Annotated in this window: 24 protein-coding genes and 1 pseudogene; 7 read left to right on the top strand and 18 right to left on the bottom strand. The window is 40.1% G+C overall.

Annotated features, from left to right (window positions below; genetic code table 11):
- Window positions 1-15: 15 nt before the first annotated feature.
- The 4 genes from QNH15_RS10075 to QNH15_RS10060 all read right to left on the bottom strand — a co-directional run bounded on the left by QNH15_RS10075 (window position 16) and on the right by QNH15_RS10060 (window position 3216).
- The gene (locus QNH15_RS10075) at window positions 16-699 is read right to left on the bottom strand and encodes a PIG-L deacetylase family protein (RefSeq protein ID WP_283894438.1); all 684 of its coding nucleotides are present in this window, start codon (window positions 697-699) and stop codon (window positions 16-18) included.
- Window positions 700-1003: 304 nt separating this feature from the next.
- On the bottom strand, window positions 1004-1141 hold the full coding sequence (locus tag QNH15_RS10070; RefSeq protein WP_283894436.1) for a hypothetical protein: 138 nt from the start codon (window positions 1139-1141) through the stop codon (window positions 1004-1006).
- 22 nt (window positions 1142-1163) lie between these two features.
- Window positions 1164-2174, bottom strand: coding sequence for a UDP-glucose 4-epimerase GalE (gene galE / locus QNH15_RS10065; protein ID WP_283894434.1), 1011 nt, complete (start codon window positions 2172-2174; stop codon window positions 1164-1166).
- A 52-nt stretch (window positions 2175-2226) separates the two neighbouring features.
- Window positions 2227-3216, bottom strand: a complete 990-nt coding sequence (locus tag QNH15_RS10060) for a glycosyltransferase (RefSeq protein ID WP_283894432.1) — start codon at window positions 3214-3216, stop codon at window positions 2227-2229.
- 215 nt (window positions 3217-3431) lie between these two features.
- On the opposite strand from QNH15_RS10060, the gene QNH15_RS10055 reads away from it, so the two are divergent.
- From QNH15_RS10055 to QNH15_RS10040, 4 genes are all read left to right on the top strand, one after another.
- Window positions 3432-4655, top strand: coding sequence for a S8 family peptidase (locus QNH15_RS10055; protein WP_283894431.1), 1224 nt, complete (start codon window positions 3432-3434; stop codon window positions 4653-4655).
- A 9-nt stretch (window positions 4656-4664) separates the two neighbouring features.
- Window positions 4665-5450, top strand: a complete 786-nt coding sequence (locus QNH15_RS10050) for a sulfotransferase domain-containing protein (protein WP_347343377.1) — start codon at window positions 4665-4667, stop codon at window positions 5448-5450.
- Between the two features lie 189 nt (window positions 5451-5639).
- Complete coding sequence (locus tag QNH15_RS10045) at window positions 5640-6713, top strand: glycosyltransferase family 4 protein (RefSeq protein ID WP_283894430.1); 1074 nt, start codon at window positions 5640-5642, stop codon at window positions 6711-6713.
- A 76-nt stretch (window positions 6714-6789) separates the two neighbouring features.
- Window positions 6790-7203 (top strand): exosporium protein C, encoded by a 414-nt coding sequence (locus tag QNH15_RS10040; protein WP_283894429.1) that lies wholly within the window; start codon window positions 6790-6792, stop codon window positions 7201-7203.
- 367 nt (window positions 7204-7570) lie between these two features.
- On the opposite strand, the gene QNH15_RS10035 is transcribed toward QNH15_RS10040, so the two are convergent.
- The 9 genes and pseudogenes from QNH15_RS10035 to QNH15_RS09995 form a co-directional block, all read right to left on the bottom strand.
- Entirely contained in the window at window positions 7571-8446 is an 876-nt protein-coding gene (locus QNH15_RS10035; RefSeq protein WP_283894427.1) for an NAD-dependent epimerase/dehydratase family protein, read from the bottom strand.
- The gene (locus QNH15_RS10030; RefSeq protein ID WP_283894425.1) at window positions 8436-9263 is read right to left on the bottom strand and encodes a dTDP-4-dehydrorhamnose reductase family protein; all 828 of its coding nucleotides are present in this window, start codon (window positions 9261-9263) and stop codon (window positions 8436-8438) included. The genes QNH15_RS10035 and QNH15_RS10030 overlap by 11 nt, the downstream gene beginning before the upstream one ends.
- Window positions 9260-10246, bottom strand: coding sequence for a polysaccharide biosynthesis protein (locus tag QNH15_RS10025; RefSeq protein ID WP_283894423.1), 987 nt, complete (start codon window positions 10244-10246; stop codon window positions 9260-9262). The genes QNH15_RS10030 and QNH15_RS10025 overlap by 4 nt, the downstream gene beginning before the upstream one ends.
- A 2-nt stretch (window positions 10247-10248) precedes the next feature.
- Window positions 10249-11331 (bottom strand): non-hydrolyzing UDP-N-acetylglucosamine 2-epimerase, encoded by a 1083-nt coding sequence (gene wecB / locus QNH15_RS10020; protein WP_283894422.1) that lies wholly within the window; start codon window positions 11329-11331, stop codon window positions 10249-10251.
- 92 nt (window positions 11332-11423) lie between these two features.
- A complete protein-coding gene (locus QNH15_RS10015) occupies window positions 11424-12287 on the bottom strand; it encodes a glycosyltransferase family protein (protein ID WP_283894420.1) in 864 nt (287 codons plus the stop codon).
- 100 nt (window positions 12288-12387) lie between these two features.
- A pseudogene (gene cysC, locus QNH15_RS10010) lies at window positions 12388-12995 on the bottom strand (adenylyl-sulfate kinase).
- 18 nt (window positions 12996-13013) lie between these two features.
- A complete protein-coding gene (locus tag QNH15_RS10005; protein ID WP_283894419.1) occupies window positions 13014-13778 on the bottom strand; it encodes a glycosyltransferase in 765 nt (254 codons plus the stop codon).
- Window positions 13771-14685 carry a glycosyltransferase family protein gene (locus QNH15_RS10000; protein ID WP_283894418.1) on the bottom strand — a complete coding sequence of 305 codons (915 nt, stop codon included), beginning with the start codon at window positions 14683-14685 and terminating at the stop codon, window positions 13771-13773. The genes QNH15_RS10005 and QNH15_RS10000 overlap by 8 nt, the downstream gene beginning before the upstream one ends.
- A gap of 72 nt (window positions 14686-14757) precedes the next feature.
- Complete coding sequence (locus tag QNH15_RS09995) at window positions 14758-14961, bottom strand: hypothetical protein (RefSeq protein WP_283894417.1); 204 nt, start codon at window positions 14959-14961, stop codon at window positions 14758-14760.
- Window positions 14962-15187: 226 nt separating this feature from the next.
- Between QNH15_RS09995 and QNH15_RS09990 the strand changes: the two genes are divergently transcribed.
- Window positions 15188-15406 (top strand): hypothetical protein, encoded by a 219-nt coding sequence (locus QNH15_RS09990; protein ID WP_283894416.1) that lies wholly within the window; start codon window positions 15188-15190, stop codon window positions 15404-15406.
- Window positions 15407-15882: 476 nt separating this feature from the next.
- On the opposite strand, the gene fabI is transcribed toward QNH15_RS09990, so the two are convergent.
- The 3 genes from fabI to QNH15_RS09975 form a co-directional block, all read right to left on the bottom strand.
- Window positions 15883-16659, bottom strand: a complete 777-nt coding sequence (gene fabI / locus QNH15_RS09985) for an enoyl-ACP reductase FabI (protein ID WP_061969041.1) — start codon at window positions 16657-16659, stop codon at window positions 15883-15885.
- Window positions 16660-16770: 111 nt separating this feature from the next.
- Window positions 16771-16917, bottom strand: a complete 147-nt coding sequence (locus tag QNH15_RS09980) for a hypothetical protein (RefSeq protein ID WP_090232940.1) — start codon at window positions 16915-16917, stop codon at window positions 16771-16773.
- 97 nt (window positions 16918-17014) lie between these two features.
- Window positions 17015-18856, bottom strand: coding sequence for a monovalent cation:proton antiporter family protein (locus QNH15_RS09975; protein WP_283894414.1), 1842 nt, complete (start codon window positions 18854-18856; stop codon window positions 17015-17017).
- A gap of 204 nt (window positions 18857-19060) precedes the next feature.
- Here QNH15_RS09975 and QNH15_RS09970 point away from each other — a divergent pair, with 204 nt between their 5' ends.
- Both QNH15_RS09970 and prpE read left to right on the top strand, forming a co-directional pair.
- Entirely contained in the window at window positions 19061-20218 is a 1158-nt protein-coding gene (locus QNH15_RS09970; protein WP_061969037.1) for an FtsW/RodA/SpoVE family cell cycle protein, read from the top strand.
- Between the two features lie 71 nt (window positions 20219-20289).
- Window positions 20290-21027, top strand: coding sequence for a bis(5'-nucleosyl)-tetraphosphatase PrpE (prpE, locus tag QNH15_RS09965; protein ID WP_283894411.1), 738 nt, complete (start codon window positions 20290-20292; stop codon window positions 21025-21027).
- 228 nt (window positions 21028-21255) lie between these two features.
- Here the strand turns inward: prpE and QNH15_RS09960 are convergent, their stop codons facing one another.
- Both QNH15_RS09960 and QNH15_RS09955 read right to left on the bottom strand, forming a co-directional pair.
- Complete coding sequence (locus tag QNH15_RS09960; RefSeq protein ID WP_283894410.1) at window positions 21256-22161, bottom strand: RluA family pseudouridine synthase; 906 nt, start codon at window positions 22159-22161, stop codon at window positions 21256-21258.
- An 11-nt stretch (window positions 22162-22172) separates the two neighbouring features.
- Complete coding sequence (locus QNH15_RS09955) at window positions 22173-22967, bottom strand: NAD kinase (RefSeq protein WP_176716375.1); 795 nt, start codon at window positions 22965-22967, stop codon at window positions 22173-22175.
- Between the last annotated feature and the right edge of the window lies 1 nt (window position 22968).

Raw genomic sequence — 22968 nt, 5'->3', positions numbered from 1 at the left:
AATCCTGGAATGATGCTAGAAAAGCTGTGCACGTAAAATATAATATTTCTCAGCATATTGGCACCCGTTCTCCATCCCTCTTTTTTCTGCCCATTTCTTTATGCTTTCTGGTGAAATAAGATGTTGGGACTCACGGATTTGGGAAACATGCATTTTCATTGCTTTTACCTTCATTTCTATTTTTTCACTAAGATCCAAGAATAGCTCACCAGCATTGTTAATTCGAGGATACTGCCAGACGATTAAAGGGTATTCATACATAGCAATCAACTTATAATTTTGATGCGGCTGCGGCCTTAGGCTGGCCATGCAGGCATGAAAAAGCGCCTTATGATCCTGATGAAAACTCGGATAGGGTATGAAAACCATTGAGGGTTTAAAATTCATCAAGATGTCATCAATTTTTGAGACTAATTGTTTTTGCGGAATGGTGTCCAATATCCCTTCTTTATCTTCAAACATTACTTCATAATCTTCACAACCCAGAAACGATAAGGCATCGGATAGTTCCTTTTTTCTAATATCGGCCGTCACTTTCATTCCAGAATGGATGAATGTAGTTTCTCCTAGTGCTGCAATGACAACTTTCACTTGATTTCCTAACCTGCATGCTCTCTCAATCAATCCTCCACAACCCAATACTTCATCATCGGAGTGTGGCGCTATGATTAATATCCGTTCCTTCCCAGTGTTAAGCATCGTACACCCCCGAAACCTAAATACGTCGTATTAGTTTAATCTATTCGCCAACCACGGGGATGTATAGGCAAAAACCACGATTATACACTACAAATTGCATTTTAGTAAGAAGATATCAAACCATGATCCTGAACAAATTATGGTTAAAAATCAATCCCTGTTGTTTTAACTCCTCATAAACTCCTAATAATTTATAACAATTAAGAAAAATTACTGCATCCCTCTTACAGGTGCAATCGCAATCCAACTACCATTAGCCTGCTTAACCCTTAAATTTAAGCAATAAGCTGCCCCCTGATTTTATCTAAATGAATAATTTCACCTTGGCATCTTTTATTGACTCACGAATTTCATAAGACCGAGCAGTAAAATACTTACTTTTTATAGCCTCTTCAACATAGTCTTCAGCATTGTAAACTGCCATTACAATTGAAACTAGCATTCATACTCTCCTTTGTTTTTTATTATTGAAGCCAGGAAAAATTGTTCTTCTGCCATTTCCAAGCATCAGCACACATTTCATCAAGACCCTTTTGTGCTTCCCAACCGAGTACTCTCCTGGCTTTAGCAGGGTCTGCATAACTAACAGCAACGTCACCAGGACGGCGGTCCACCACTTTATAAGGTATCTTTTGTCCTGTTACTTTTTCAAACGCTGCAATCATTTCCATCACACTATACCCTTTTCCAGTCCCAAGGTTATAAGCTTCTATACCACTGCCTGCCAACACTTTATCTAGCGCCTTCAGGTGTCCTTTTGCAAGGTCAGTGATATGGATATAATCCCTTACTCCTGTACCATCTTTGGTAGGATAATCATTTCCAAAGATGTTAACTTCCTTCAATCTCCCGATAGCGACCTGTAAGATATACGGTGTTAAGTTGTTAGGTATTCCGTTCAGATCCTCCCCAATCCGGCCGCTTTCATGTGCTCCTACGGGATTGAAATATCGCATGAGAGCAATGCTCCATTCATTATCTGAAACATACAGATCTCGAAGTATTTCTTCGATCATCAGCTTCGTCCGGCCATACGGGTTGTTGGGACCAAGCGGTGCATCTTCTGCTATTGGCATTTGTTGGGTTGTACCATAGACTGCGGCAGAAGAACTAATCACCATATTTTTAACACCAAACTGCTGCATTGCCTCACAAAGAACAATCGTACCCATGACATTATTTCGATAATAATCAAGAGGCTTTTCCACTGACTCCCCAACTGCTTTTAATCCGGCAAAGTGAACCACAGCTTCAATCTTATTCTCAGTAAAGACTCTTTCAAGTTCCTTTTTCTCTACAAGATCCACATGCTCAAATTTAAAATTTCTGCAGGCGATCTCCATTACTCGGTTGACTGATTCTCTTTTTCTATTAGACAATTTATCTAACACGACAATGTCATAGCCTTTTTTTAAAAGATCCACACACGTATGTGTGCCAATATAACCTGCGCCTCCCGTAACTAAAATGGCCATGCTGCTGCCTCCAATCCAAAACGATTTTTAATTTCTCATCCTTGCACGAGTGTTATTTATAATATCCTGCCCAAATTTTATACAGGTTTTTATTCAGCTCTAGCCCTTTTTCCTGCAGTTTATAAAACAAGCTTATCAGGCTAATATCTTCCAAAAAAATAATCCCATCAATGTACCTCTCTTTATAAAGCTGTAGCATATCATCATCGTCAAAATCTTTATGAAAATATCCTGATACATCTATCCTGTTAATTAAACTGACTTGTTTAAAATCCTCGCACGCCTCTTCTATGCCAAATACTATAAAACTTGGCTCTCTTTTATACTTATCCTGTAATCGTTTTTTTATATGTTTAGATGCTACTAGCCAATCTTCATTCAACGTTACCTGATTGTTCCGGCTGATCGAATCAGAATGCACACGATACTGATACAACACAATGGGTATTTTATGAATAGAGGTTCTCTCAAGCATCCTTAACCATAAATCATAGTCATAACATATTTTATATTGAAGGTCATAGCCGCCTATTTGATCAAAGATTGATTTAGAAAATAAAACGGATCCGTGGCAAAAGGGGTTTAAATAGAAACGATAAGCGTTTATATGCTCTTTAGAAGATAGATGATTTCTAGTGGCTTCTATTTGCAGATTTCTCCTAGAAACTTCAGCATGACCAGAAATACATTCTATAAGAGAACCTACAGCGGTTACATCCTTATGTTCACGGATATAACGTATCTGTTCCTCTAACTTGTTTGGTAAACAGATGTCATCAGCATCCTGAATAGCGATCCACTCCCCTTTCGCTTCTTTAATGCCAATATTTAATGCATTTGCGGCTCCACCGTTGTTTTCAAGATGAATAATCTTTATTCGATCATCATTCAATGAATTCAAAATATCTTTCGTACGGTCTGTGGATCCATCGTTTACAACGATTAATTCGAAATGTTTATAGGTTTGATTTAGGACACTATCAACAGATTCCCTTAAATAAACTTCACCATTATAAACAGGCATTACAACAGATACTAGCATAATACACCTCTCATTCTCTTCAACAAAACCATCCCTCTTTCCAGATGCATTACCCTACAATCACTTTATGCTATCCGCTTGTCTTCGGTTATTTATTCGGCCATTTTTCTGCATCGAAACCTTTTTATAAACAAGTCCCTATACAATTCTTCTTACAGTTTCATATGATATAGTATGCAAAACGCTGGAAAAAATCTTTGAGGAAGGAAGGTTTAATGGACGGCCATACACAATTCAATTATAAAATGGATCAATCCCTCATTGAGCACCTGTTGACCTTGACAGATTCAAACGATGAATCAGTTCCAGTCATTATAAAAATTAAAAACCTCCAATCACCAGATAAATTGCATCTTCTTCTATCTCCTACCCATGACGTTATAAAATACCAATACGCCAACTTACCTTTTATTAGCGGTCAACTATCTTTAGAGACAATACGTATTATTTCATCCCTTTCTGAAGTGGAAGGTCTCTATCTAGATCGTCTTTTATATGCCTTCTGTAACAAAGCTAAAGTAACAATGAACGCAGATTATATCTATAAAGAACATGGTTTGACAGGTGAAGGAGTTACCATTGCTGTTCTGGACACAGGCATTTTCCCCCATCCAGATTTTACAAATCCTTTAAACCGTATAAAAGAATTTAAAGACTTTGTCAATGGCATTTCTCAGCCGTATGATGATAACGGGCATGGGACGCACATTTCCGGGTGTATAGCCGGGAATGGTTTTGCTTCAAAGGGGAATTATGCTGGCCTTGCTCCTAAAGCTAATCTTTTGGGCATCAAAGTGTTGGATAAAAACGGAGTTGGTTTTATGTCATCTGTTATGGCAGGAATCGATTATTGCATTCAGCATCAACAAAAGCATAATATCAGAGTTATAAATCTTTCATTAGGACTTGCCCTCCAGCAGAAAGCTCGCCACTATGACCCTTTAAGTCTTTCTGCAGCTCTTGCCGTTGAATCAGGTATAGTAGTTTCTACTGCAGTGGATAATGTTTCCTCTGGTGGAACTATTATTTCCCCCGCTCACCATCCTTATGTAATTGCTGCTGGTGCAGTAAATGACAGAGAAACATCTGAAATAAGCCCAGTGGTTAGCAGTATTTTCACAAGTGTCCTCCCCAATATTTCAGAGTTTAAAAAACCGGATTTCCTATTCCCTGGTCTTAGCATCGCAGGGCCCCTATCGCCGAATTCCATCCTTGCAAAACAGCTTGAACCCTTTGTTCTAAACTCAGATTATATTTCACTCTCCGGTTCTTCCATCGCTGCCGGATTCTGTTCCGGAACCGCTGCCCTATTATTACAGGCGTATCCGCCGTTAAAACCCGAGGCTGTTCAAAAATATATGCGTTTGGCAATGGTTGGAGCGAAAAGAGGAGATTGCTTTAACCTGAAACATTTATTTCCAATAAAAGTTAAGGAGTAATATACATTTATGACCAATACGTCTTTACCTCCGTTTCTAATGACCTCAGTTCCGAAAAGCGGGACTCATATGCTTCATCAAATTTTAAATGGAATTCCAGGGATCTCCATGGATATCCAAAACGGGAAAAAGAAATTTTTTTTTGATACCATCACCCAGGAACCTGAATTTTTTCTGGAATTGTATAAAGACCACCATTTGCGCTTAACCAAGCTTAAAGCAAATGAGTTTGGGCTTGGCCATGTGTTTTATACAAAGGAATATGTTAATATTCTTCAATCTTTAAAAATAAAACATATCTTCCTATATAGGGATCCAAGAGATGTACTGGTCTCACTAGCATATTTCATTGGGAAGAACTGGTCTGAACATCCTTTGCATACCCTTTTTAACTCCCCTGAAATGACTGTAAAACTGAAATTGATTACTTTATTATATGGAACTCCACGTTGGCCCGATTTTCAAACGTATATGTCACGGTTCTATCGTTGGCTTGAAGATGAAAACACTTTACATGTATGCTTTGAGGACTTAATCAGAAACGAAGAGGATCGAAAAGAAACTCTATCGAGAATTGTTAACTATTTATACGGGGATTTAGTTTCACTAGTTTCCAAGGAAGAAATGCTAGAGTATATGATCGGAAATATTAATCCCCAATCCTCGGCAACCTTCCGTTCAGGAAAAATCGGCTCGTGGCATAATGAATTTGATGGATTGATTAAACAAATCTTCAAAGAAAAAGCAGGTGATTTACTTATTCGTTCCGGCTATGAACATGATTACAATTGGTAATTTTTAAAGGAGCATCCCTGACCAAGCGATGCCCCTTTAGAATGCGATTAGGTACCTCTATCGCTCCATTCATTGTTTTTAATAGCATAGAGTCACCTCTGATTTTCCGATTTATTTACTCTGTTAACTTTATGATGATTAGAGAAGAATGTGAAGGCGAATTCAAGACTTTTATTCAGAAGGGAGTACATGATGAAAATATTATTTATTTATTATTACCCGAGTGGTGGAGTGGAAACGCTTGCCAGACAGCGGAGCATAGCCTTGCAGCGATATGGAATATCCTTTCATTTCCTTTACTTTTGGGAAGGTCCCGGGCTGCAAAATATTAAAGATGAAACAACTTTTCTCACTGAAGAAGAAGACGAGATTCAGCGAATTATTTTTGAAAATGAATATGATGCCGTTTTAATCTGTTCGCACTTTCCTCTTGTCTCAAAGCTGAAACAATGGGGATATAAAGGCAAAGTTATTTATGAAATTCAGGGGCTTGGAGATTTTGCTGCTGCTGAACAATGGTTCCTAGGAAGTCTCCCTTATGTATTAAATCATGCAGACGCAATTCTCATCCCCAGAACTCCCCATATTATCGAGTTATCTAATAAATATTATCCAGATATACTTCATTACTGCTTTCATAATTGCATTGATACCCAAACCTTCCGCCACCATAAAATGCCGAAGGTTTCCTATCCGGTCATTGGCTGGGTCGGCAGGATTGAAGAAAACAAAAATTGGAAAGATTGCCTTGCTATCGTCCATGATCTTAAAAAAGCCTATACGAATCTGCAATTATGGATGTTTTTAGACCTTTCTGTAGTAAAAAAGGAGGAACAAGAAAACTTTACCACGCGCATTCGCAATTTGGGACTGCAGGATTCTCTTACAGTTTTTGAGAATATTCCCCATGGAAAAATGCCTGAGTATTATTCACAAATTGGGGATTCTGGAGGTTTTTTGCTGTCAACATCGAAAGTAGAAGGATTCGGTTATGCTGTTCTAGAGGCCATGTGCTGCCGATGTCCGGTATTATGTACAGATTCAGACGGTACAAAAAGTTTTATCATCCATGACCGTACAGGCAAACATTACCCTGTTCATGACGTTCATGCAGGAATTAAGGAAGCTTTGGAACTTCTCGAAAATCCTGTGATAAGCAACCGTATAAAAAGAAACGCCTATGAACATGTACAGCAGAATTTTTTACCGTCGCAATACGCCATGCGCTTTATTGCGATGCTGCGTTCTCTCGGATTATATTAAAAAATATTTTTTAATAGAGTTAAACACAATCACCTCTTAATCTATTATATAAACTAATAGAAAGGAGGTGATTGGTATGCCAACCTATCTAGGATCTGGTTCAAGCGTTCCCACTGCTTCCAGTGGTTCTTTGAATATTAACGTTCCTTCCACTCCTATTAAACTGGCAGCATTCGGTATAGGGATTCCTGTTCCCGACAACAGAGTAATCTTGAATGCAACGGTTGGTATCAGTGCTTCGTTAGGAAATCCTTCTGTGCTATTTAAAATATACCGAGATACAGGCATCATTTTTTCCACGGTAACTGAACTCCAGCTCACTGTCGCCCAAAATGAAACCGTAACTTTTCAAGCGATTGATCTAAATGTTCCGGTCGGAAGCAACTATGCCTATTCAATGACCGCAGAGCTTGTAAACTCTAATCTGCTGAATAATGCCTTAATTACAGGCCCTATCACTTTTTCTGGCATTGCGACTTCCAGGTTCTAATACTTTTGCTATCAGTAGAAAACGGGCTCTGATTGGAGGCTTTTAAATAAAAAAGGGGCTGTTCAGAAAGTCTGTGTAAACTGACTTTCTGGCAGCCTTTTTTTAAAAGTATTAAAAAAACAAACGAACAGTTCGGAGATCGGAACAGTTACTCAAAAACAGACACCGACGCGACTTTTATGCGAATAAAGAAGATCACATGAAGAACGGCCAGCTGAAACCAGGGTATAACGTACAGATGGCGACCGAGAACCAATTTGTTTTGTTTTATTGAATTCACCGAAGCGCGACGGACACGCGGAAAGAATTCTTAAATACATATATTACACTCTAACTAACGATTACGTTAGGTTGTAGTAACTTCTCTTTAATGTTCCGTTCTATAATAGTGAAATACATCGGATATAGACTTAGAAAATGAAAGGGCAGGTTCCCATCCTAAGTCTTTTATGGGTTTAAGATCCTGTGTAAAAAAGTGATCTACAGCTGAAAGGGGATGAGGTATTATATTCAACTTGATGGCAGTATGGTTTTGGAGCTCTTCTAGAACCTCGCCTAATGAACGTGTGATCCCTGATCCAATTTCATAACTGCTCCCTTTTTGACCTTTTTCAAACAAAACCTCATAGGCAGAAACAGCATCTCTAACATCCAGAAATTCACGAGTGCTGTCAGGATTATTAAGGAGTAACTGATTTTCAGCTTTTTTTTGCTCGATGTCTATAATTTTCTTTACTAACAGGGAACAAATTCCCGTGGAGGAGCCCGGTCCAATCAAATTACATGGCTTAGCCACGATGATATCCATATCATAAAAAGATGTCCATGATCTTGATAACAGGGTCTGAAATGATTTGCTCAGGCTATATGGATGAGGCGGGAGCTCTTCTGATTGAAGGCTTTTTTCGAGAATGGAGCCAGTAACGACAATTCTGCAACCAGGGGCAAATTTTCTTATGGCTTCAAATAAATGAAGAGTCCCCATCACATTTACGGCTATTGAGGTTTGAGGAGAAGTCCAGGATACAGGAACTGAATTAACGGCTGCCAAATGCAGGCAATAATCAGGGCAGTAATCAGAAACCAGTGTTTCCAGTTTTCCGGCATCAGTTACATCGCATGACACCCCCGCGGAACGTGATACACACAAGATATCCCATCCCTTGTATGAAAAGTAACGGCTTGCGTGCAATCCTGTATATCCACCTGCTCCGGTAATCAGCAATTTTTTTTTAGTCTGCACGATATGAGATCCAGCCTTTTAATTCTTCAAGCATCTCAATATATGAAGGCACGTTATAGGTAAAATCTTTTCGAGTGCATTTTAATGTCCGGTCAATCTCAAATTCATCGCAAGGCAATATTTCTGTATCATATTTAGAAAAGACATTCTGAAAGAGGTGAAGGAGTTCATACTTGGAGATTTTAGAAGGAGCTGTCAGATGGTATAATCCTGAAATCCTTTGTTCAATAGCAATTTCAACGGCTTTTGCCAGTTCAAGGGTAGTGACCCCATTCCAATACACTTTTTTGTAACCTATTACTTTTCCTTTTTGAGCCATAAACCATTGGAAAAGGCCAATACCTTCTTTGAGTTCAGGTCCTATAATTGAGGTTCGTATTGTAAGATGATTCGGAGAGTTGATCTCACCAAGTATTTTTGTTCGCGCATAAATAGAGGTGCCATCGGGAATATCTTTTTCACTGTAGTCGCCCTTCTCACCCGAAAAAACACAGTCTGTACTGATATGAATTAATTTGCCACCTGTTTTTTCTAATATAGACACAATTTTGTGAGGGAGCAAACTATTTACCTGTATAGCTTCTAATGGATGCTTTGCAGCTTGATCGTTCAATATCCCAATGCAATTAATAACAATATCAGGCTTAATGGAGAAAAGCATCTGTTCGAGCTGCGATTCAATTTTTGCATCGAAAAAAAGTGAGTCGTCAGTTCCCCTCCTTGTTGTAGAGAACACCGTGTATTGTTTTATCTGTTTGAAGTAGTGATAAATTACATGGCCTGCCATCCCTGCGCCTCCCAAGACTAAGAGTTTCATTCAATGAATCCGCCCTTTTTGAGCATTTCACGAATATCTTCTTGGGACATCAAATCTTCGCTGGAACTGTAGCTCTCCAACTCTACTTTTTTGTAGTCTGCATAATATTCATTTAACCCTTTAATTTCGATGGTTGGCAAAATAACAAAATACTCTTCATCAAAATAAACAGTCGTAATGCTTTCATATTCCGAAAGAAGGATTTCATGCATCTTCTCGCCTGGACGGATCCCGAGTTCATGAATTCCCACGGCTTTTTTTCCTGAATGCGAGATGAGTACTTTAGCAAGATCAAGGATTTTGCAGGTAGGCATTTTCATCACGAAAATTTCCCCACCCTGGCTTTCATACGTTGCCTTAAACAGAAGCTTAATGGCATCTTGCAGGGTTAAAAAGAAACGAGTCATTCCGCGGTCAGTTATCCCAATCATACCCTTTTTTTCAATATGGTCCTTGAACACATGAATGACACTTCCATTCGTCCCCAGCACATTCCCGCCTCTGACACAAACGAACTTTGTATCTTCGCTCAATAGATTAGCGTGAATGATGAGCTTTTCTCCGATTGCCTTCGTCATTCCATAAAAGTTGGCAGGATTTGCAGATTTATCAGTGGAGATATAGATTACTTTTTTTACTTTATTGGCAATTGCGGCCTCGATCACATTCTGGGTTCCATATACATTGGTCTTTAACGCTTCATATGGCTGGTGTTCACATATGGGAACATGTTTTAATGCTGCAAGATGATATACGTAATCTACATTTGCGCTTGCTTTGTCAATGGCCTGACGGTCCCTGATGTCACCAATCATGAACACAAGCCTTGGATCATGGTCAAATTGCCGTTGCATGGCAACTTGGCTGGCTTCATTTCTCGATAATATCCTTATTTCTCTTGGCTGCTTCTGCAACAATTGTTTTACGAGTTCATAACCCCATGAACCTGTACCTCCAGTAATTAAGATCCTCTTGTTAAACAATTTTACTTTCCTCCTAATAGGTATTTCACAACTTTATCTGATACGAGCGGATCATCATAGCCTTCAGGAATTACCCAGGTTGTAGGCTGTCCGGCCATTACTTTTACTGCACTTAAAATGGGTTCGGATTGAATCCCTGACACTATATTACTTCCGCATTCTACTGTTTCCGGCCTTTCAGTTGTTTTCCGGACGGTTACGGTTGGAACATGAAAAATACAACATTCCTCTTGAACGGTTCCGCTGTCTGTCAGCACACAGAAGGCGTTCTTCTCCAGGTTGACAAAGTCAAAAAAGCCAAATGGTTCATAAAACTCTAGCTTTGAACTCATCCGAATGTCTGTTCTATTTTCAAGTTTGGACTTGGTTCGTGGATGAATACTGACGATCATTCTCTTGCCAAATGTATCCGCGACCCGGTTTAGCCCTTCGAATATTTCTTTTAAATGATAAGGATCATCCACATTTTCCGCTCTGTGAATCGTGGCTAAAAAATAATTATTTTTTTCCAGAGAACATGTGTTCAGAATGTTGCTGTTATCAATGGACTCTTTGTAAAAAGAAAGAACCTCATAAATTGGGTTACCGGAAACAAAAATACGCTGAACAGGAACGCCTTCCCTCATCAAGTTCTCCCTGCTCTTTGGAGTATAAGGTAGATTAAAACTGGAAACTGCGTCAATGATCTTCCTGTTCTTTTCTTCAGGCACCTTCCAATCGAAGCATCGGTTGCCTGCCTCCATGTGATAAACCGGGATATCCAGTCTTTCAGCGATCACTGCTCCTAGCGCACTGTTGGTATCACCCAGCACCAAAACCTTATCAGGCTTTTCTTTTATTAATACTTTTTCAATCTCCCTAAACATTACAGAGAGCTGCTCGCCGACCGTTTGTTTTTTTTCACTGATCACATAATCTGGATTCCTTATGCCAAGCTCCTTGAAAAAAACATCACTTAATGAATACGTAAAGTTCTGTCCTGTATGAACAAAGATATGCTTGCCTGCCAAAAGATCAAGTTTTTTAATAATAAGGCTTAATCTTATAATTTCTGGCCGTGTTCCAAGAATAGTAAGAATTTTCATAGACTTCTCCTTTCTTTAGTAAATTTGCTCTAATACTCTATGAAAATCAAATGAAGATGAATAGACAAGTCTCATGGAAGTTTAAAAATCTGCTAAATATTTTTTTTAATCATTTTTTCTATGTTTGAAATGAGCTCCTGAGCCCGCATTTGAGTTGTGTGGGCGGCCATAACCAATTGATAACCGTTATTTATAATGTGTTCACGTTCTACATCGTTAGCTAAATAATATTGAGCTTTTTCCAAAAAATTATAGCGGTCGACAGCTACAAAATGAACACCATTAATCATTCCAAGGTCGATGGTTTCCTTGCTCTCAGGTGCTAGTAGCAATGCTTTGCACGCCATGACTTCAAAATATTTCATTAACGTATACTCGTAAACTGAATTACAAGTTAAAAAGATTTTCGAACGGTTGATTTCCTTCGCATACTCTTCTCCAATTAATGTTCCATTAGCTATATTTTGCACTGTGGTATAACCAGGATGGCCATGATGGACGAAACCGGGATAGTTTTTCAGCGTATTTAGCATTATGACTCTTAGAGGATAGATGTGGGGCACTAACGCTCCCATCATCAGCCAGTCAATCGTTTTTGGCAGATGATAGTCTTTGTACACATCCGGGTTGGCATGATGAGGAAGCCAAATCATCCGCTCGGATAACTCAGGATACCATTTGAGAAAGGCGTCACGGTAGTGAGTAAAAATGCAGTCAATTCTTTCTGTTATTGCGTATCGTTTTCGGATGTCCAACTCATATGAAATATCATGGTAAATCATGCCTTTAGGGATATCTACAGTGTTTAAACCGTGTATAGAAGGACACAATCGGGGATCGAGAAAGTCATTCATCAATATAAAATCAGGGGTAATTGAAAGGTGTGATAAAATCCTTTGAATATGGCCGTTTTCTGTCCACATAACAAGGTTACAATGTTTTTTTAACTCTTCCATTAGATAATAGCTGCTTTTTTCCATTTGCTGTGAACGATCCCGGGTAATGCATAAAATAGTTAATTTACAATTGCCAGGAGTTTTTTGATATTGATGACGTCTAATCAACAAGGGTGAACAGCTCTCTTTTTTTCAGATATTCAATGATTTTCTCTACCGCTTCATCCAGTTTTTCACGGGAGGTATCCACTACAATTTCTGGATTTTCCGGCTGTTCATAAGGGGATGATATGCCTGTAAATTCTTGAATCTCTCCGTTGCGTGCTTTCTTATATAAACCTTTGGGATTCCGCTGTTCGCAAATATCCAAAGAGCATCTCAGATATATTTCGATAAACTCTCCTGGATTTACAAGCTCTCTCACCATTTGACGATCCACTTTAAATCGTGAAATAAAGGCTGTTGAACAACTAAACCGCTGTCCATAAAAAGTTTAGCCACTTCAACGATTCTTCGAATGTTTTCTTTGCGGTCAGCCGGATTAAAGCCTAGATCCTTGTTAAGTCCCAGCCGGACATTATCTCCATCAAAGATGTAAGTGCTAACGCTCATTTCATACAGTTTTTTTTCCAGAGCATTGGCAATGGTGGATTTCCCTGATCCTGAAAGCCCCGTCATCCATAAGATAACTGAGCGGTGTCCATGAAACTTGCGACGCTCTTTTTTCGTGATCAATGTTTCATGAAAGACTAGATTTTTCTTTTTCAATGGAAGCGCTCCTTCGTGTTAATAGATCCGCCTATTAATCGGCTGTGGACGTATTTTAATCGCTCCTGAATATCTTTCTTCCAGTGAAAATAAGAGTTTCATCGATGCGGCATGCCGCTGCTGTACTTTTCTTATTTCTGCACTGATCTCATGTGCATGCTTTTTAGTACCCATCTCCTGATGTACCCTATAATTTAATAATGGGTCTGGTATATAAAGGAATTCATACTTATGCAAGATTCGCAGCCAGAGATCATAATCGTGTGTAAATGGAAGACTCTCATCAAATATACCCATTTCTTTAAAAATATTTCGGTCAATCATGACGGAACAGCCGTTAATGATATTTCCAATTTGCATCCTTTGAAGAAAGGGAATACGTCCTTCAACATAAACCCCTTGAAGAGGAGCGAATATTTCTCCATTTTCGTCTATTGGATAGTAATTGGTATAGCTTACGGGTGAGTTCATCTCATCCATTCTCTTTAATTGAACTTCTGCTTTTTCGGCATAAAAGACATCATCCGAGCTCAACCAGCAGAAATAGTCACCCGTCATGTTTTGAATCCCTTTGTTTAAAGCGCTTGCTGTACCTCCGTTTGGTTTTTCGATATAAATAATCCGATTTAGATAAGGTGATATCTCTTCTGTATATTTTGTTGAACCATCATTCACCACGATCACTTCTACCGACTGGTGTGTTTGGTTCATTGCACTTTCTATAGCCTGGCCAACGTATGGGCAGTTATAAAAAGGGATAATAATTGAAATCTTTTTAACCATTGGATCGCCTCACAATTTCCTCAATATGTGTTAATAATTGGTGGACACGAACTTCTGTTGAGTGCCTTTCTCTTACCATGTTGTATGCTTTCTCGGCAATGCTTTCTCTTGCTTCCTTATCGTTAAGATAATACATGGCCTTTTCTTTAAAATCATGTTCTGATACTGAAATGAACGTCTGTCGGTCAATAAAACCAAGAGCTTCAAGTTCTTTTGAGGAAGGACCAAGAATTAACGTTTTGCATGCCGCTGCCTCAAAGTACTTCAAAACTGGAAATCGATAAACAGAATCACAGGTAAGTAGCATCTTTGAACGGTTAATTTCCTTCGCGTAACGTTCACCAAGCAGCCAGCCATTCTCATCCATAATATTACGGTATCCAGGATGGGCATAACTGACAAACGCTTTCTCATTCTTTAACAAATGATGCATCCGGGTGCGAAAAGGATATAGATGAGGATTTAATGATCCTGCCATAAGCCAGGAAATTTCTTTAGGCAGTTGATAATCTTTATAAATGTTTATATTTACATGATGCGGGAGCCAGATCAACCGATCCGTGTATTCCGGATACCATTTTTTGAACGTATCACGGTATACTGAAAAAAGGGTTTGAATGTTTTCCTTTTCAATAAATTGTTTTCTGCGGTAGATCTTGTATTGCAAATCATGGATGATGATTCCATACGGTACAGGTGATTCTTTTAATCCCCATATGAGCGGACTATAATCCGGCTTTAGATCATTGACAAGAATAAAATCAGGCTGAAATGGAAGCTGAGGGAGAATGTCTGATAATTTACCATCAAATTCCCAGACAGCCAGATGGCACTTCCTGGCCAGTTCTTCTTGTAAGTAGAAGCTGCTTTTTTCAATATAATGTTCATGATTCTTGGTAATAAACAATACCTTTAGCGTTTTAATTCCTCCTCATTCTTTAATCCGTACAAAGACTCCAACAGTGTTGGAGTCTTTTGGTCACATATTTGCCGCAACAACATTATCAATGTTAACGACAAAGGTACCAGCACCACCGGAACCTTCCTGCGTGACAACAATGTATTGTCTTCCGACTTCTGTAATGACCACATTTAAAAACGAAACGCCAGACGTACAAATAAGCTCAGTTAGGAGAACTCCTTTTAACTGTCTAAAACGTGCCATTCGTGTGCTTGCTGCCATTTCCCTACCTCTTTTCCTTTATAATGAGAGCTTTAAATCTCTCTTTTATTTATGTATGAAGAAAATGGGATTTGGTTTGGACGAACCGTTAATACTCCCAGAAAAACTAGGTGTTACAGCCCCATTTTACAAAAAATAGGGGATAACATATACAAAAGTTTGTCCACTTCAATATAGTATAGAAACTTGAATTCTTACAGAGTAATCTATTTAAGGAGGAGTAAATATGGGAAAGAATCATTGTGACAGTTGCATATGCCAGCGGCTTCGCAAACTAAAAAGTGGTACAACAGTTGATGTAATATTAAGTGGCTTGGAATTTGCTAATTTAGTTTTTATCGCTTGTGATGACTCAGAAAATTGTTGTGTAGAATTTGCTGACGGAAACAATCCATTAATTTTGGACTGCCGAAAAATCGAAGGCTTCCGAGTGGTAGTAGTTTAATACAACCAGAAACTGATTTGACTAGTCAAATCAGTTTCTTTTATTAGTACAGAGAAAAACAAATCAAAACCAAAGCTTTCTATGCCTGTCGGATTCTTTGCCTGTTTATTGGATGCTATAGGTGGAGGAGGATAGGAACCGATCATAACCCCGGACCTGCTATTGGAGGAAATGGAGCCAGGAAAATCCATCGGCTCTGTAAATTTCAGTGAATTTGCCATTTGATGATCGGCTACGATAGGTTTTCTATTCTGCATTAGGTTCCGATTATGAACTATCCATTGTATTGCCTATTATGATAGGTGGTTTGCTCATCGCTCCTTTTGCAAGATTCATCGTAAAAAAATACCAGCCAATATACTGGCTGGCGGATTAATTATTATCACTAATGTGAAGGATATTTCTGCATCTGTACCGATTTTATCGCTTATTTATTCTGTCATTTAGAAAAATAAAAAATTAAGATATGACAAGGATTAGTTTCCTAAAATGCTGTACCCACTGTCCACATGAATCGTTTCCCCTGTGATGCCTCTTGAAAGATGACTCATTAGGAAGAGTGCGGTATCGCCGACTTCTTCTGGTGTTGTGTTGCGGCGGAGTGGCGCTTTTTCTTCTATTTGTTTCAAAATACTGTTGAAGTCGCCGATTCCTTTTGCCGCGAGTGTACGGATTGGTCCTGCAGAAATGGCATTTACTCGAATATTATCTTTGCCCAGGTCATTGGCAAGGTATTTCACGCTGGCATCAAGGGACGCTTTGGCCACACCCATAACGTTGTAATTTTGGAGAACACGTTCTCCTCCAAGATACGTAAGAGTTACGATGCTTCCTCCTTCTGTCATCAGTCCTCGTGCTTCCTTTGCGACAGCAGTCAACGAATAAGATGAGATGTTGTGTGCAAGAAGGAACCCATCACGTGTAGTGTTCAAATACTCGCCTTTTAGTTCATCCGTATTGGCAAACGCAATACAGTGGGCCAATCCATGGATAACGCCAACTTCGCTTTTGATCTGTTCAAATGTCGATTTGATTTCATCATCATTTGTAATGTCACATGGCAGCACGATAGAATCTTTGCGTTCCAAGCTTTCGGCAAGATCTCTTACATTCTTCTCCAGGCGTTCTCCCGCATACGTGAAGATCAGGCGGGCACCTGCATTGGATAGAGCTTGGGCGATTCCCCAGGCGATGCTGCGTTTATTGGCCACACCCATGACCACATATGTACGATTTTCAAGTGAAAGGTTCATATTGTATTTCCTCCTTAGACCTTTTTTTAGCATTTGTTATTAGTACCTAGTCCTAATATTAGTATAACAGATTTTAAAAGAAAGGAAATACCGATCCTCTTTCATTACGTTTTAGCCTTTGCTGGTTTCAATGTTTCTTGCTTCATACCCGCATCCGGAACAATGAAAAATCACATTTTGATTGGACTGAGCAGTCAGAACGGTGTCGATTTCTGCCTCTCTGTGGCAACGGGGACAGCGAACGGTAGGCATGGTCATGTATATCACTCCTTTTTCAATAGTATGAACAGATTTCCAAAGAAAAAACGCAGAAAAATGGCTTAAGTCAATACCTAAGCTTTTTCTGCGTTTAGTTTTATCGCAATACTCTTTTTAATTGCTTGATATGATCCCGGCTTCCAGTCACAATCAATTTATCGCCGAAAAGGATCTCTGTGTCACCGTGTGGCACGATAGAGTCCTTGCCCCGGAAAATGCGCACAATAATAGCATCACCGAAATGCGGGAAATTTCGAAGGGCTGTTTTATGATAATCCATATTTTTAACCGGTATATCATAAAGCGAGTTGTCATTGCGTGACAGAAAGCTCGCGACCGAAGGATTTTCGATCATCATTTTCAATAAGACCTGCGAACTGAAGAAAGCGGAATAAACTTCGATGTTTTTATTGGATAGCTCTTCCCTTTTGACTGAATCCTCTATTCGGGTAATTACCCTCCTGATCCCATGGTCTCTCGCTTCCTGGGCGATCGCTTCGTTTACGCCGTCTTCCCCTGTTGCCACAACGAGAATCTCGGACTCAAACACGCCGCATTCTTTTAATGTTTCTATTGAATAATTGTCCAGCTCTATGATATCAAAGGTCTCAAGCTGTTTCGGATCTTTCTCTACCTGCTTGGTATGATAGATCTTTTTTTCATAACGGCTGCTGTCCAGCTCTTTGGTCACTGGAAGCGTAAATTGGTTGGCACCTATAATAGCAATAACTTCTTTCGGTGTTTCATTGTTCTTCCGTGGAAGCAGTTTTTTAAAGAACACCGGAGTTATAATACAGCTGATCACTGCCGTCAGGATAAGCGCGGATGATGTTCTAGTATCAATAACCTTGATCCGTTCACCGATTTTAGCAGCGGCAATAACCAATGATAGGGTTGAGGTCAAAAGGAAACCGGATGCAAGTACCGTCTTCCAGTCATACCATTTTCTGAGCACCAGGATCGGGATAAATTTTGATATCAATAAACCAATCAATAGCAACGGAATGAGAATCAGCGCTTTAGGATCTTTAAGGATCGAAATTAAATCCAGGTCCACACCGACCATAACAAAAAAGATCGGAATCAAAAACCCATAGCCAAAAGAGTCCAGTTTATGGACCATGTGCTGGTTCGGTGAAAGCAGGGAAACCAAGACTCCTGCTAAAAAGGCGCCTAAAATATTTTCCGCTCCCACCGATTCGGATACCCCAACGAGTACGATAATGAGTGTAAAAACAGCTCTTGTGTCAATTTGCACCGTACCTTTGGACAGCGTCTCAAGGAACGTATGATGACGCATGTATTTTCCGACAAAATAGAGAATAATCCCTGCTCCAAACAGGATAAGCAGCAGCCACATCTGAGCGCTGTTCCCTGATTGAAGGGAAACAAAGACCGCAAGCAGAATCATAGTCACCAAATCGGCAATAACAGCAATTAGCAGAATGATTTGGCCAATGCCAGTGCGTGACAATTCTTCTTCTTTAAGTGTCGGCACAACCACTCCCAGTGATATCGTGGAGATGATCAGCGTCATGAAAAACGCATCGTCCGTAAACCCTGTCCAGACAAAAATTAAGGACAAACCAAATGAGACGATAAAAATCAAGGCAAATATAATCGTAGATATCTTGAGCCGGTTCGGTTCACGTTTGCCGTTTGGCAGCTTATTCTTTTCTGAGCTTGGCGCGAATACGGAGAAATCAATTTCAAGTCCGCTTAAGAACATTAAAAAGATGAAGCCGAGCACAGAAAGAATATCGAGCCATGTTCCAGCATGAACGATGTCAAATCCGCTTTTTCCGATAATGATCCCGGCAATAATCTCCGCTACCACAACCGGTAAAAACTTGATCCTCAGTTTGCTGAGAATGATTGGTATGAAAAATGCCGTTAAAATAACAATTACGAGTGATGTGATTGAAGCATGGCCTCCCATAGCTACCTCCTTTTTTACATTAATTCTTATTACCCAAGATAAATTTTATGAAAACCCTTCTTACTTTAGTATGCACCATTTGATTTTGTCCACTATAATGAAGAAGTAAAGGAATTGTCAAATTAAATCTCTCCTTATTAGTAGGCAAACCTGAAAAATTTCGGTAAGATAGAACATGTTATCGAAATAAGGAGTATGAATGCAATGGAAACTAACAGGCAGTCCCCGCTGCAGCAGCTTGATTATAATTTAATATTTTTGTTGTTTTTGTTGATGTGTGTGAGCTGCTTGGGTATTTACAGTGCTCAGCAGGTTGCTCAATATGATTCGAACTTTGTGATCAAACAAATCATGTGGTATGCCATCGGCGGTTTCGCCGTCGTTGGGGTCATGATTCTTGATTTTGATCAGTTTAGAAAACTTTCATGGTATTTATATGGACTGGGTATCGTGCTCTTAATTGGTATTATCGTCGCTCCCGAATCCATTGTTCCGAACATTAATGGTGCACGGGCATGGTTCCGCTTTGGCCCTTTTGCCCTTCAGCCTTCAGAGTTGATGAAAGTAGCATTGATCATTTCGATCAGTAATTGCATCGCTACACACAATGAAAAATATATTGTGCGTACCCTACGTGAGGATTTACTTCTGATAGGAAAAATCGCAATGATTGTCATGCCCCCCATGCTGCTCATTTTAATGCAGCCCGATTTGGGCACAGGATTGGTATTTGTTGCAATCACGCTAAGCTTGATGCTCGTTTCAGGAATTAGATGGAGGCTTTTATCTATTATCGCCCTGATTGGAATTCTTTTTATCAGCCTGCTGGTATGGCTTTACTTTACGTTTCCTCAGTTCTTTCTTGATTATATTTTGGATGAATACCAGCTTCAGCGATTCTACGCTTGGCTGGATCCTTACGGTCATAAGGACACAGGATATCAAATTCGTAACGCACTAATGGCTGTTGGATCTGGCCAGCTTTTTGGTAAAGGTTTTACTAATGGTTCCGTTTATTTTCCAGAAGCACATACCGACTTTATTTTTTCCATGATCGGTGAAGAATGGGGCTTTATCGGTACAAGCGTCCTGATCTCCTTGTTCTTTTTATTCGTCTACCGAATGATCAATACAGCCTTGGAAAGCAATGAAGCGTTCGGCAGCTACCTTTGTGCGGGTGTCATCGGCATGATCACCTTCCAGGTATTCCAGAACATCGGAATGAACATTCAGGTCATGCCGATTACCGGGATCCCCCTCCCCTTCATTAGTTATGGAGGAAGCTCGGTTCTCGCCCAGATGATTGCCTTTGGTCTCGTCCTCAATGTAAGGTCAAGAACAAGAAAATACATGTTCGAATAAACACCTGCCTTGCAGGTGTTTTTTTTAATGATTTGGGGTTATAGTAATAACCATCAAGGACGGTGAATGAAATGAAGTATGACATTATAGGCGATATCCACGGCTGCTGGGATGAATACAGGCAGCTGACGGAAAAGCTTGGATATGAATGGAACGAAGGTGTGCCGGTTCATTCTGGCCGTCAGCTTGTCTTCCTTGGGGATTTGACAGACCGCGGCCCAGAATCGGTGAAAATGATGGAACACGTATATGAACTGGTGTCGGTGAATAAAGCGTTATATGTGCCTGGTAATCACTGCAACAAGCTTTATCGTTACTTGATTGGCCGCAACGTGACGATTAATTACGGACTGGAAACGACGGTAGCTGAGATACAGAATCTCCGCCGTCCTCTTTACAAAAAGGTCAAAGAGCATTTTATCTCACTGTATGAAAAAGCTCCGCTCTACCTCGTTCTTGATGGCGGCAAACTTGTGGTTTCTCATGCCGGGATTCGAGAGGACCTGATCGGCAAACAAGGAAAACAGGTAAAAACCTTTGTCCTTTACGGCGATATAACCGGAAAACACAACCCGGACGGCACACCGGAGCGCCGTGACTGGGCCGCAAAATATTCCGGAAAAGCGTATATTGTCTATGGACATACTCCCGTTCAGGAACCGAGGGAGCTAAATAACACCATCAATATTGATACCGGCTGCGTATTCGGCAACCGCCTTACCGCATTGAGATATCCAGAAAAGGAACTCATCTCAGTCTCTTCTTCCATGCCTTATGCCGAGGAAAAGTTCCGCAGTTTCTCAAGGTAAGGGACAGAAACAGTAAGCTCTTTGTTTTGGCCGGTAAGTATCGAAATCCCGCCAGCAAATCTTCCATTCCAGCCAGTAAGTTTTCGATTTCGGCTCGTATTTTCATCGTAAGCCTTATCTTAACCGTAAATTAGGAGCATGTGTCCTTCCAGAATCCCTTTTTCGTAAAAAGACAGAAAAAAAACAGCCTTCTGGCTGTTTTTTTCACTAATTATATTCGTTTTTTCATCAATCCTCAGCTTCAATATGACCAAATAAACGATTTAAATCTTCGGGCAACGGAGCGATTAACGCCATTTCTTTTTCCTCAAACGGATGATAAAAAGATACCTTCCAGCTGTGAAGCGCTTGCCTGCCGATTACATCTATTGGGCCTCCGTATAAGTCATCTCCAAGTAATGGATGACCGATATGTGACATATGCACACGGATTTGATGGGTCCTTCCGGTTTCGAGTTGAAGAGCAACCAGACTATTCTGCCCCAATTCCTTCAATAGCTCAAAGTGGGTAACTGCCACTTGTCCGTGCTCACTGATAATCCGTTCAACAAGGCTTTCCGGATTTCTTGCGATATTAGCGGATATGGTGCCTTTTTTTTCGTTGAACGTTCCGCTTACACCGGCAAGATAGGTCCGTTTGATTTCTTTGTTTCTTTGCTGTATTGAGAATAACGAATGAGCAAAGCGGTGCTTCGCAATCATCACCAGCCCCGAAGTATCTTTATCGAGACGGTTGATGGCATGAAACGTGCTTTGAATTTCTTTTTCTTCATAATAGTAAAGAACGGCCTGTGCAAGTGATCCATACGATTGATAACGAGACGGGATCGTTGGCAGGCCTGGTGGCTTGTTCACGATCAAAAGGTGGTCATCTTCAAAAAGGATATCAAGCGGGATCAGCAATGGAGTCATCGAGGAACTGATTTCTTCCGGAGGAAAACGGACCGAAATTTCGTCACCTGTTACAACTGATTTTCTTACCGTCGACGGCTCCCCATTCACAAGGAGTTCACCGCCGGCAAATTTGATGTCAGCTAACGCACTCTTGGAAATTTTTTTATGGACCCGTAAAAACTCACGAAGCAAGCCGGCTTCGTGTTCCTTTACCATCCACTTGATTACAAATGTTGTCATACGTTCTCCTGTTAGTCCGTAACAAATGCTTCTTTAACCCGTTTCCAAAATGGGAATGGGCGAAACCGGGCAAAACGGATTTTTTCCTCTGCAACGCGGCATTGTATGGATTTAACTTTCTTTTGCAGCAAAAACAGGTGATCAATTGTAATATGAAAATCAACATCATTCACCGGTTTAAGCATGCAGGTGTGGTGCTGTGGAAGCACAAGGGGTGAACCGATGGTACGGAACACACGGTTGTTGATGGACGCCATCTCTGAAAGCTGGATGGATGGCAGCGAAGGATGAATGATCGCCCCGCCAAGAGCCTTATTGTAGGCGGTACTGCCAGATGGAGTGGAAATGCAAAGGCCATCTCCCCTGAACGTTTCAAACAGATCACCTTTAATCTCTACATCCATCACCAGTGAGCCTTCGCCGCTTTTCACAGTACATTCATTTAATGCAAGATAGCTTTTTTCGTCCACATCGTCCAAATATCGGACAGTTACCTCCAATAGCGGATACTCCACGATTTGATAAGGTGTTTTTGCAATATGAATCACCAGTTTTTCAACTTCATCCGGCACCCAGTCCGCGAAAAAACCCAAGTGACCAGTATGGATACCCACGAATGCTGTATCATTAATCCGGTGTACATAATGATGAAAGGCATGGAGGAGGGTTCCGTCCCCTCCTACCGTTATGACAATATCCGGTTCTGTTTCATTGTATTGCAATTCAAATTCCTGAAGATAGGTTTTGATCTTTTGCTTCAGTGTATTCGATTTTTGGTCGCCTTTTGAAATAATGGCAAACTTCACG

The sequence above is a fragment of the Fictibacillus enclensis genome (assembly GCF_030123385.1).
Classification (GTDB): Bacteria; Bacillota; Bacilli; order Bacillales; family Fictibacillaceae; genus Fictibacillus_C; species Fictibacillus_C enclensis.
The sequence above is the reverse complement of the archived record's forward strand: the minus strand, read 5'-3'. Positions and strand labels throughout refer to the sequence as shown.

Coding starts and splice junctions, on each gene's coding strand:
- QNH15_RS09960 (WP_283894410.1), bottom strand. CDS start 22,161: ATGACAACATTTGTAATCAAGTGGATGGTAAAGGAACACGAAGCCGGC.
- QNH15_RS10070 (WP_283894436.1), bottom strand. CDS start 1,141: ATGCTAGTTTCAATTGTAATGGCAGTTTACAATGCTGAAGACTATGTT.
- QNH15_RS10030 (WP_283894425.1), bottom strand. CDS start 9,263: ATGAAACTCTTAGTCTTGGGAGGCGCAGGGATGGCAGGCCATGTAATT.
- QNH15_RS10075 (WP_283894438.1), bottom strand. CDS start 699: ATGCTTAACACTGGGAAGGAACGGATATTAATCATAGCGCCACACTCC.
- prpE (WP_283894411.1), top strand. CDS start 20,290: ATGAAGTATGACATTATAGGCGATATCCACGGCTGCTGGGATGAATAC.
- QNH15_RS09990 (WP_283894416.1), top strand. CDS start 15,188: ATGGGAAAGAATCATTGTGACAGTTGCATATGCCAGCGGCTTCGCAAA.
- QNH15_RS10045 (WP_283894430.1), top strand. CDS start 5,640: ATGATGAAAATATTATTTATTTATTATTACCCGAGTGGTGGAGTGGAA.
- QNH15_RS09970 (WP_061969037.1), top strand. CDS start 19,061: ATGGAAACTAACAGGCAGTCCCCGCTGCAGCAGCTTGATTATAATTTA.
- QNH15_RS09995 (WP_283894417.1), bottom strand. CDS start 14,961: ATGGCAGCAAGCACACGAATGGCACGTTTTAGACAGTTAAAAGGAGTT.
- QNH15_RS10040 (WP_283894429.1), top strand. CDS start 6,790: ATGCCAACCTATCTAGGATCTGGTTCAAGCGTTCCCACTGCTTCCAGT.
- QNH15_RS10060 (WP_283894432.1), bottom strand. CDS start 3,216: ATGCTAGTATCTGTTGTAATGCCTGTTTATAATGGTGAAGTTTATTTA.
- fabI (WP_061969041.1), bottom strand. CDS start 16,659: ATGAACCTTTCACTTGAAAATCGTACATATGTGGTCATGGGTGTGGCC.
- QNH15_RS10050 (WP_347343377.1), top strand. CDS start 4,665: ATGACCAATACGTCTTTACCTCCGTTTCTAATGACCTCAGTTCCGAAA.
- QNH15_RS10015 (WP_283894420.1), bottom strand. CDS start 12,287: ATGGAAGAGTTAAAAAAACATTGTAACCTTGTTATGTGGACAGAAAAC.
- QNH15_RS09980 (WP_090232940.1), bottom strand. CDS start 16,917: ATGACCATGCCTACCGTTCGCTGTCCCCGTTGCCACAGAGAGGCAGAA.
- QNH15_RS10055 (WP_283894431.1), top strand. CDS start 3,432: ATGGACGGCCATACACAATTCAATTATAAAATGGATCAATCCCTCATT.
- wecB (WP_283894422.1), bottom strand. CDS start 11,331: ATGAAAATTCTTACTATTCTTGGAACACGGCCAGAAATTATAAGATTA.
- QNH15_RS10005 (WP_283894419.1), bottom strand. CDS start 13,778: ATGGTTAAAAAGATTTCAATTATTATCCCTTTTTATAACTGCCCATAC.
- galE (WP_283894434.1), bottom strand. CDS start 2,174: ATGGCCATTTTAGTTACGGGAGGCGCAGGTTATATTGGCACACATACG.
- QNH15_RS09975 (WP_283894414.1), bottom strand. CDS start 18,856: ATGGGAGGCCATGCTTCAATCACATCACTCGTAATTGTTATTTTAACG.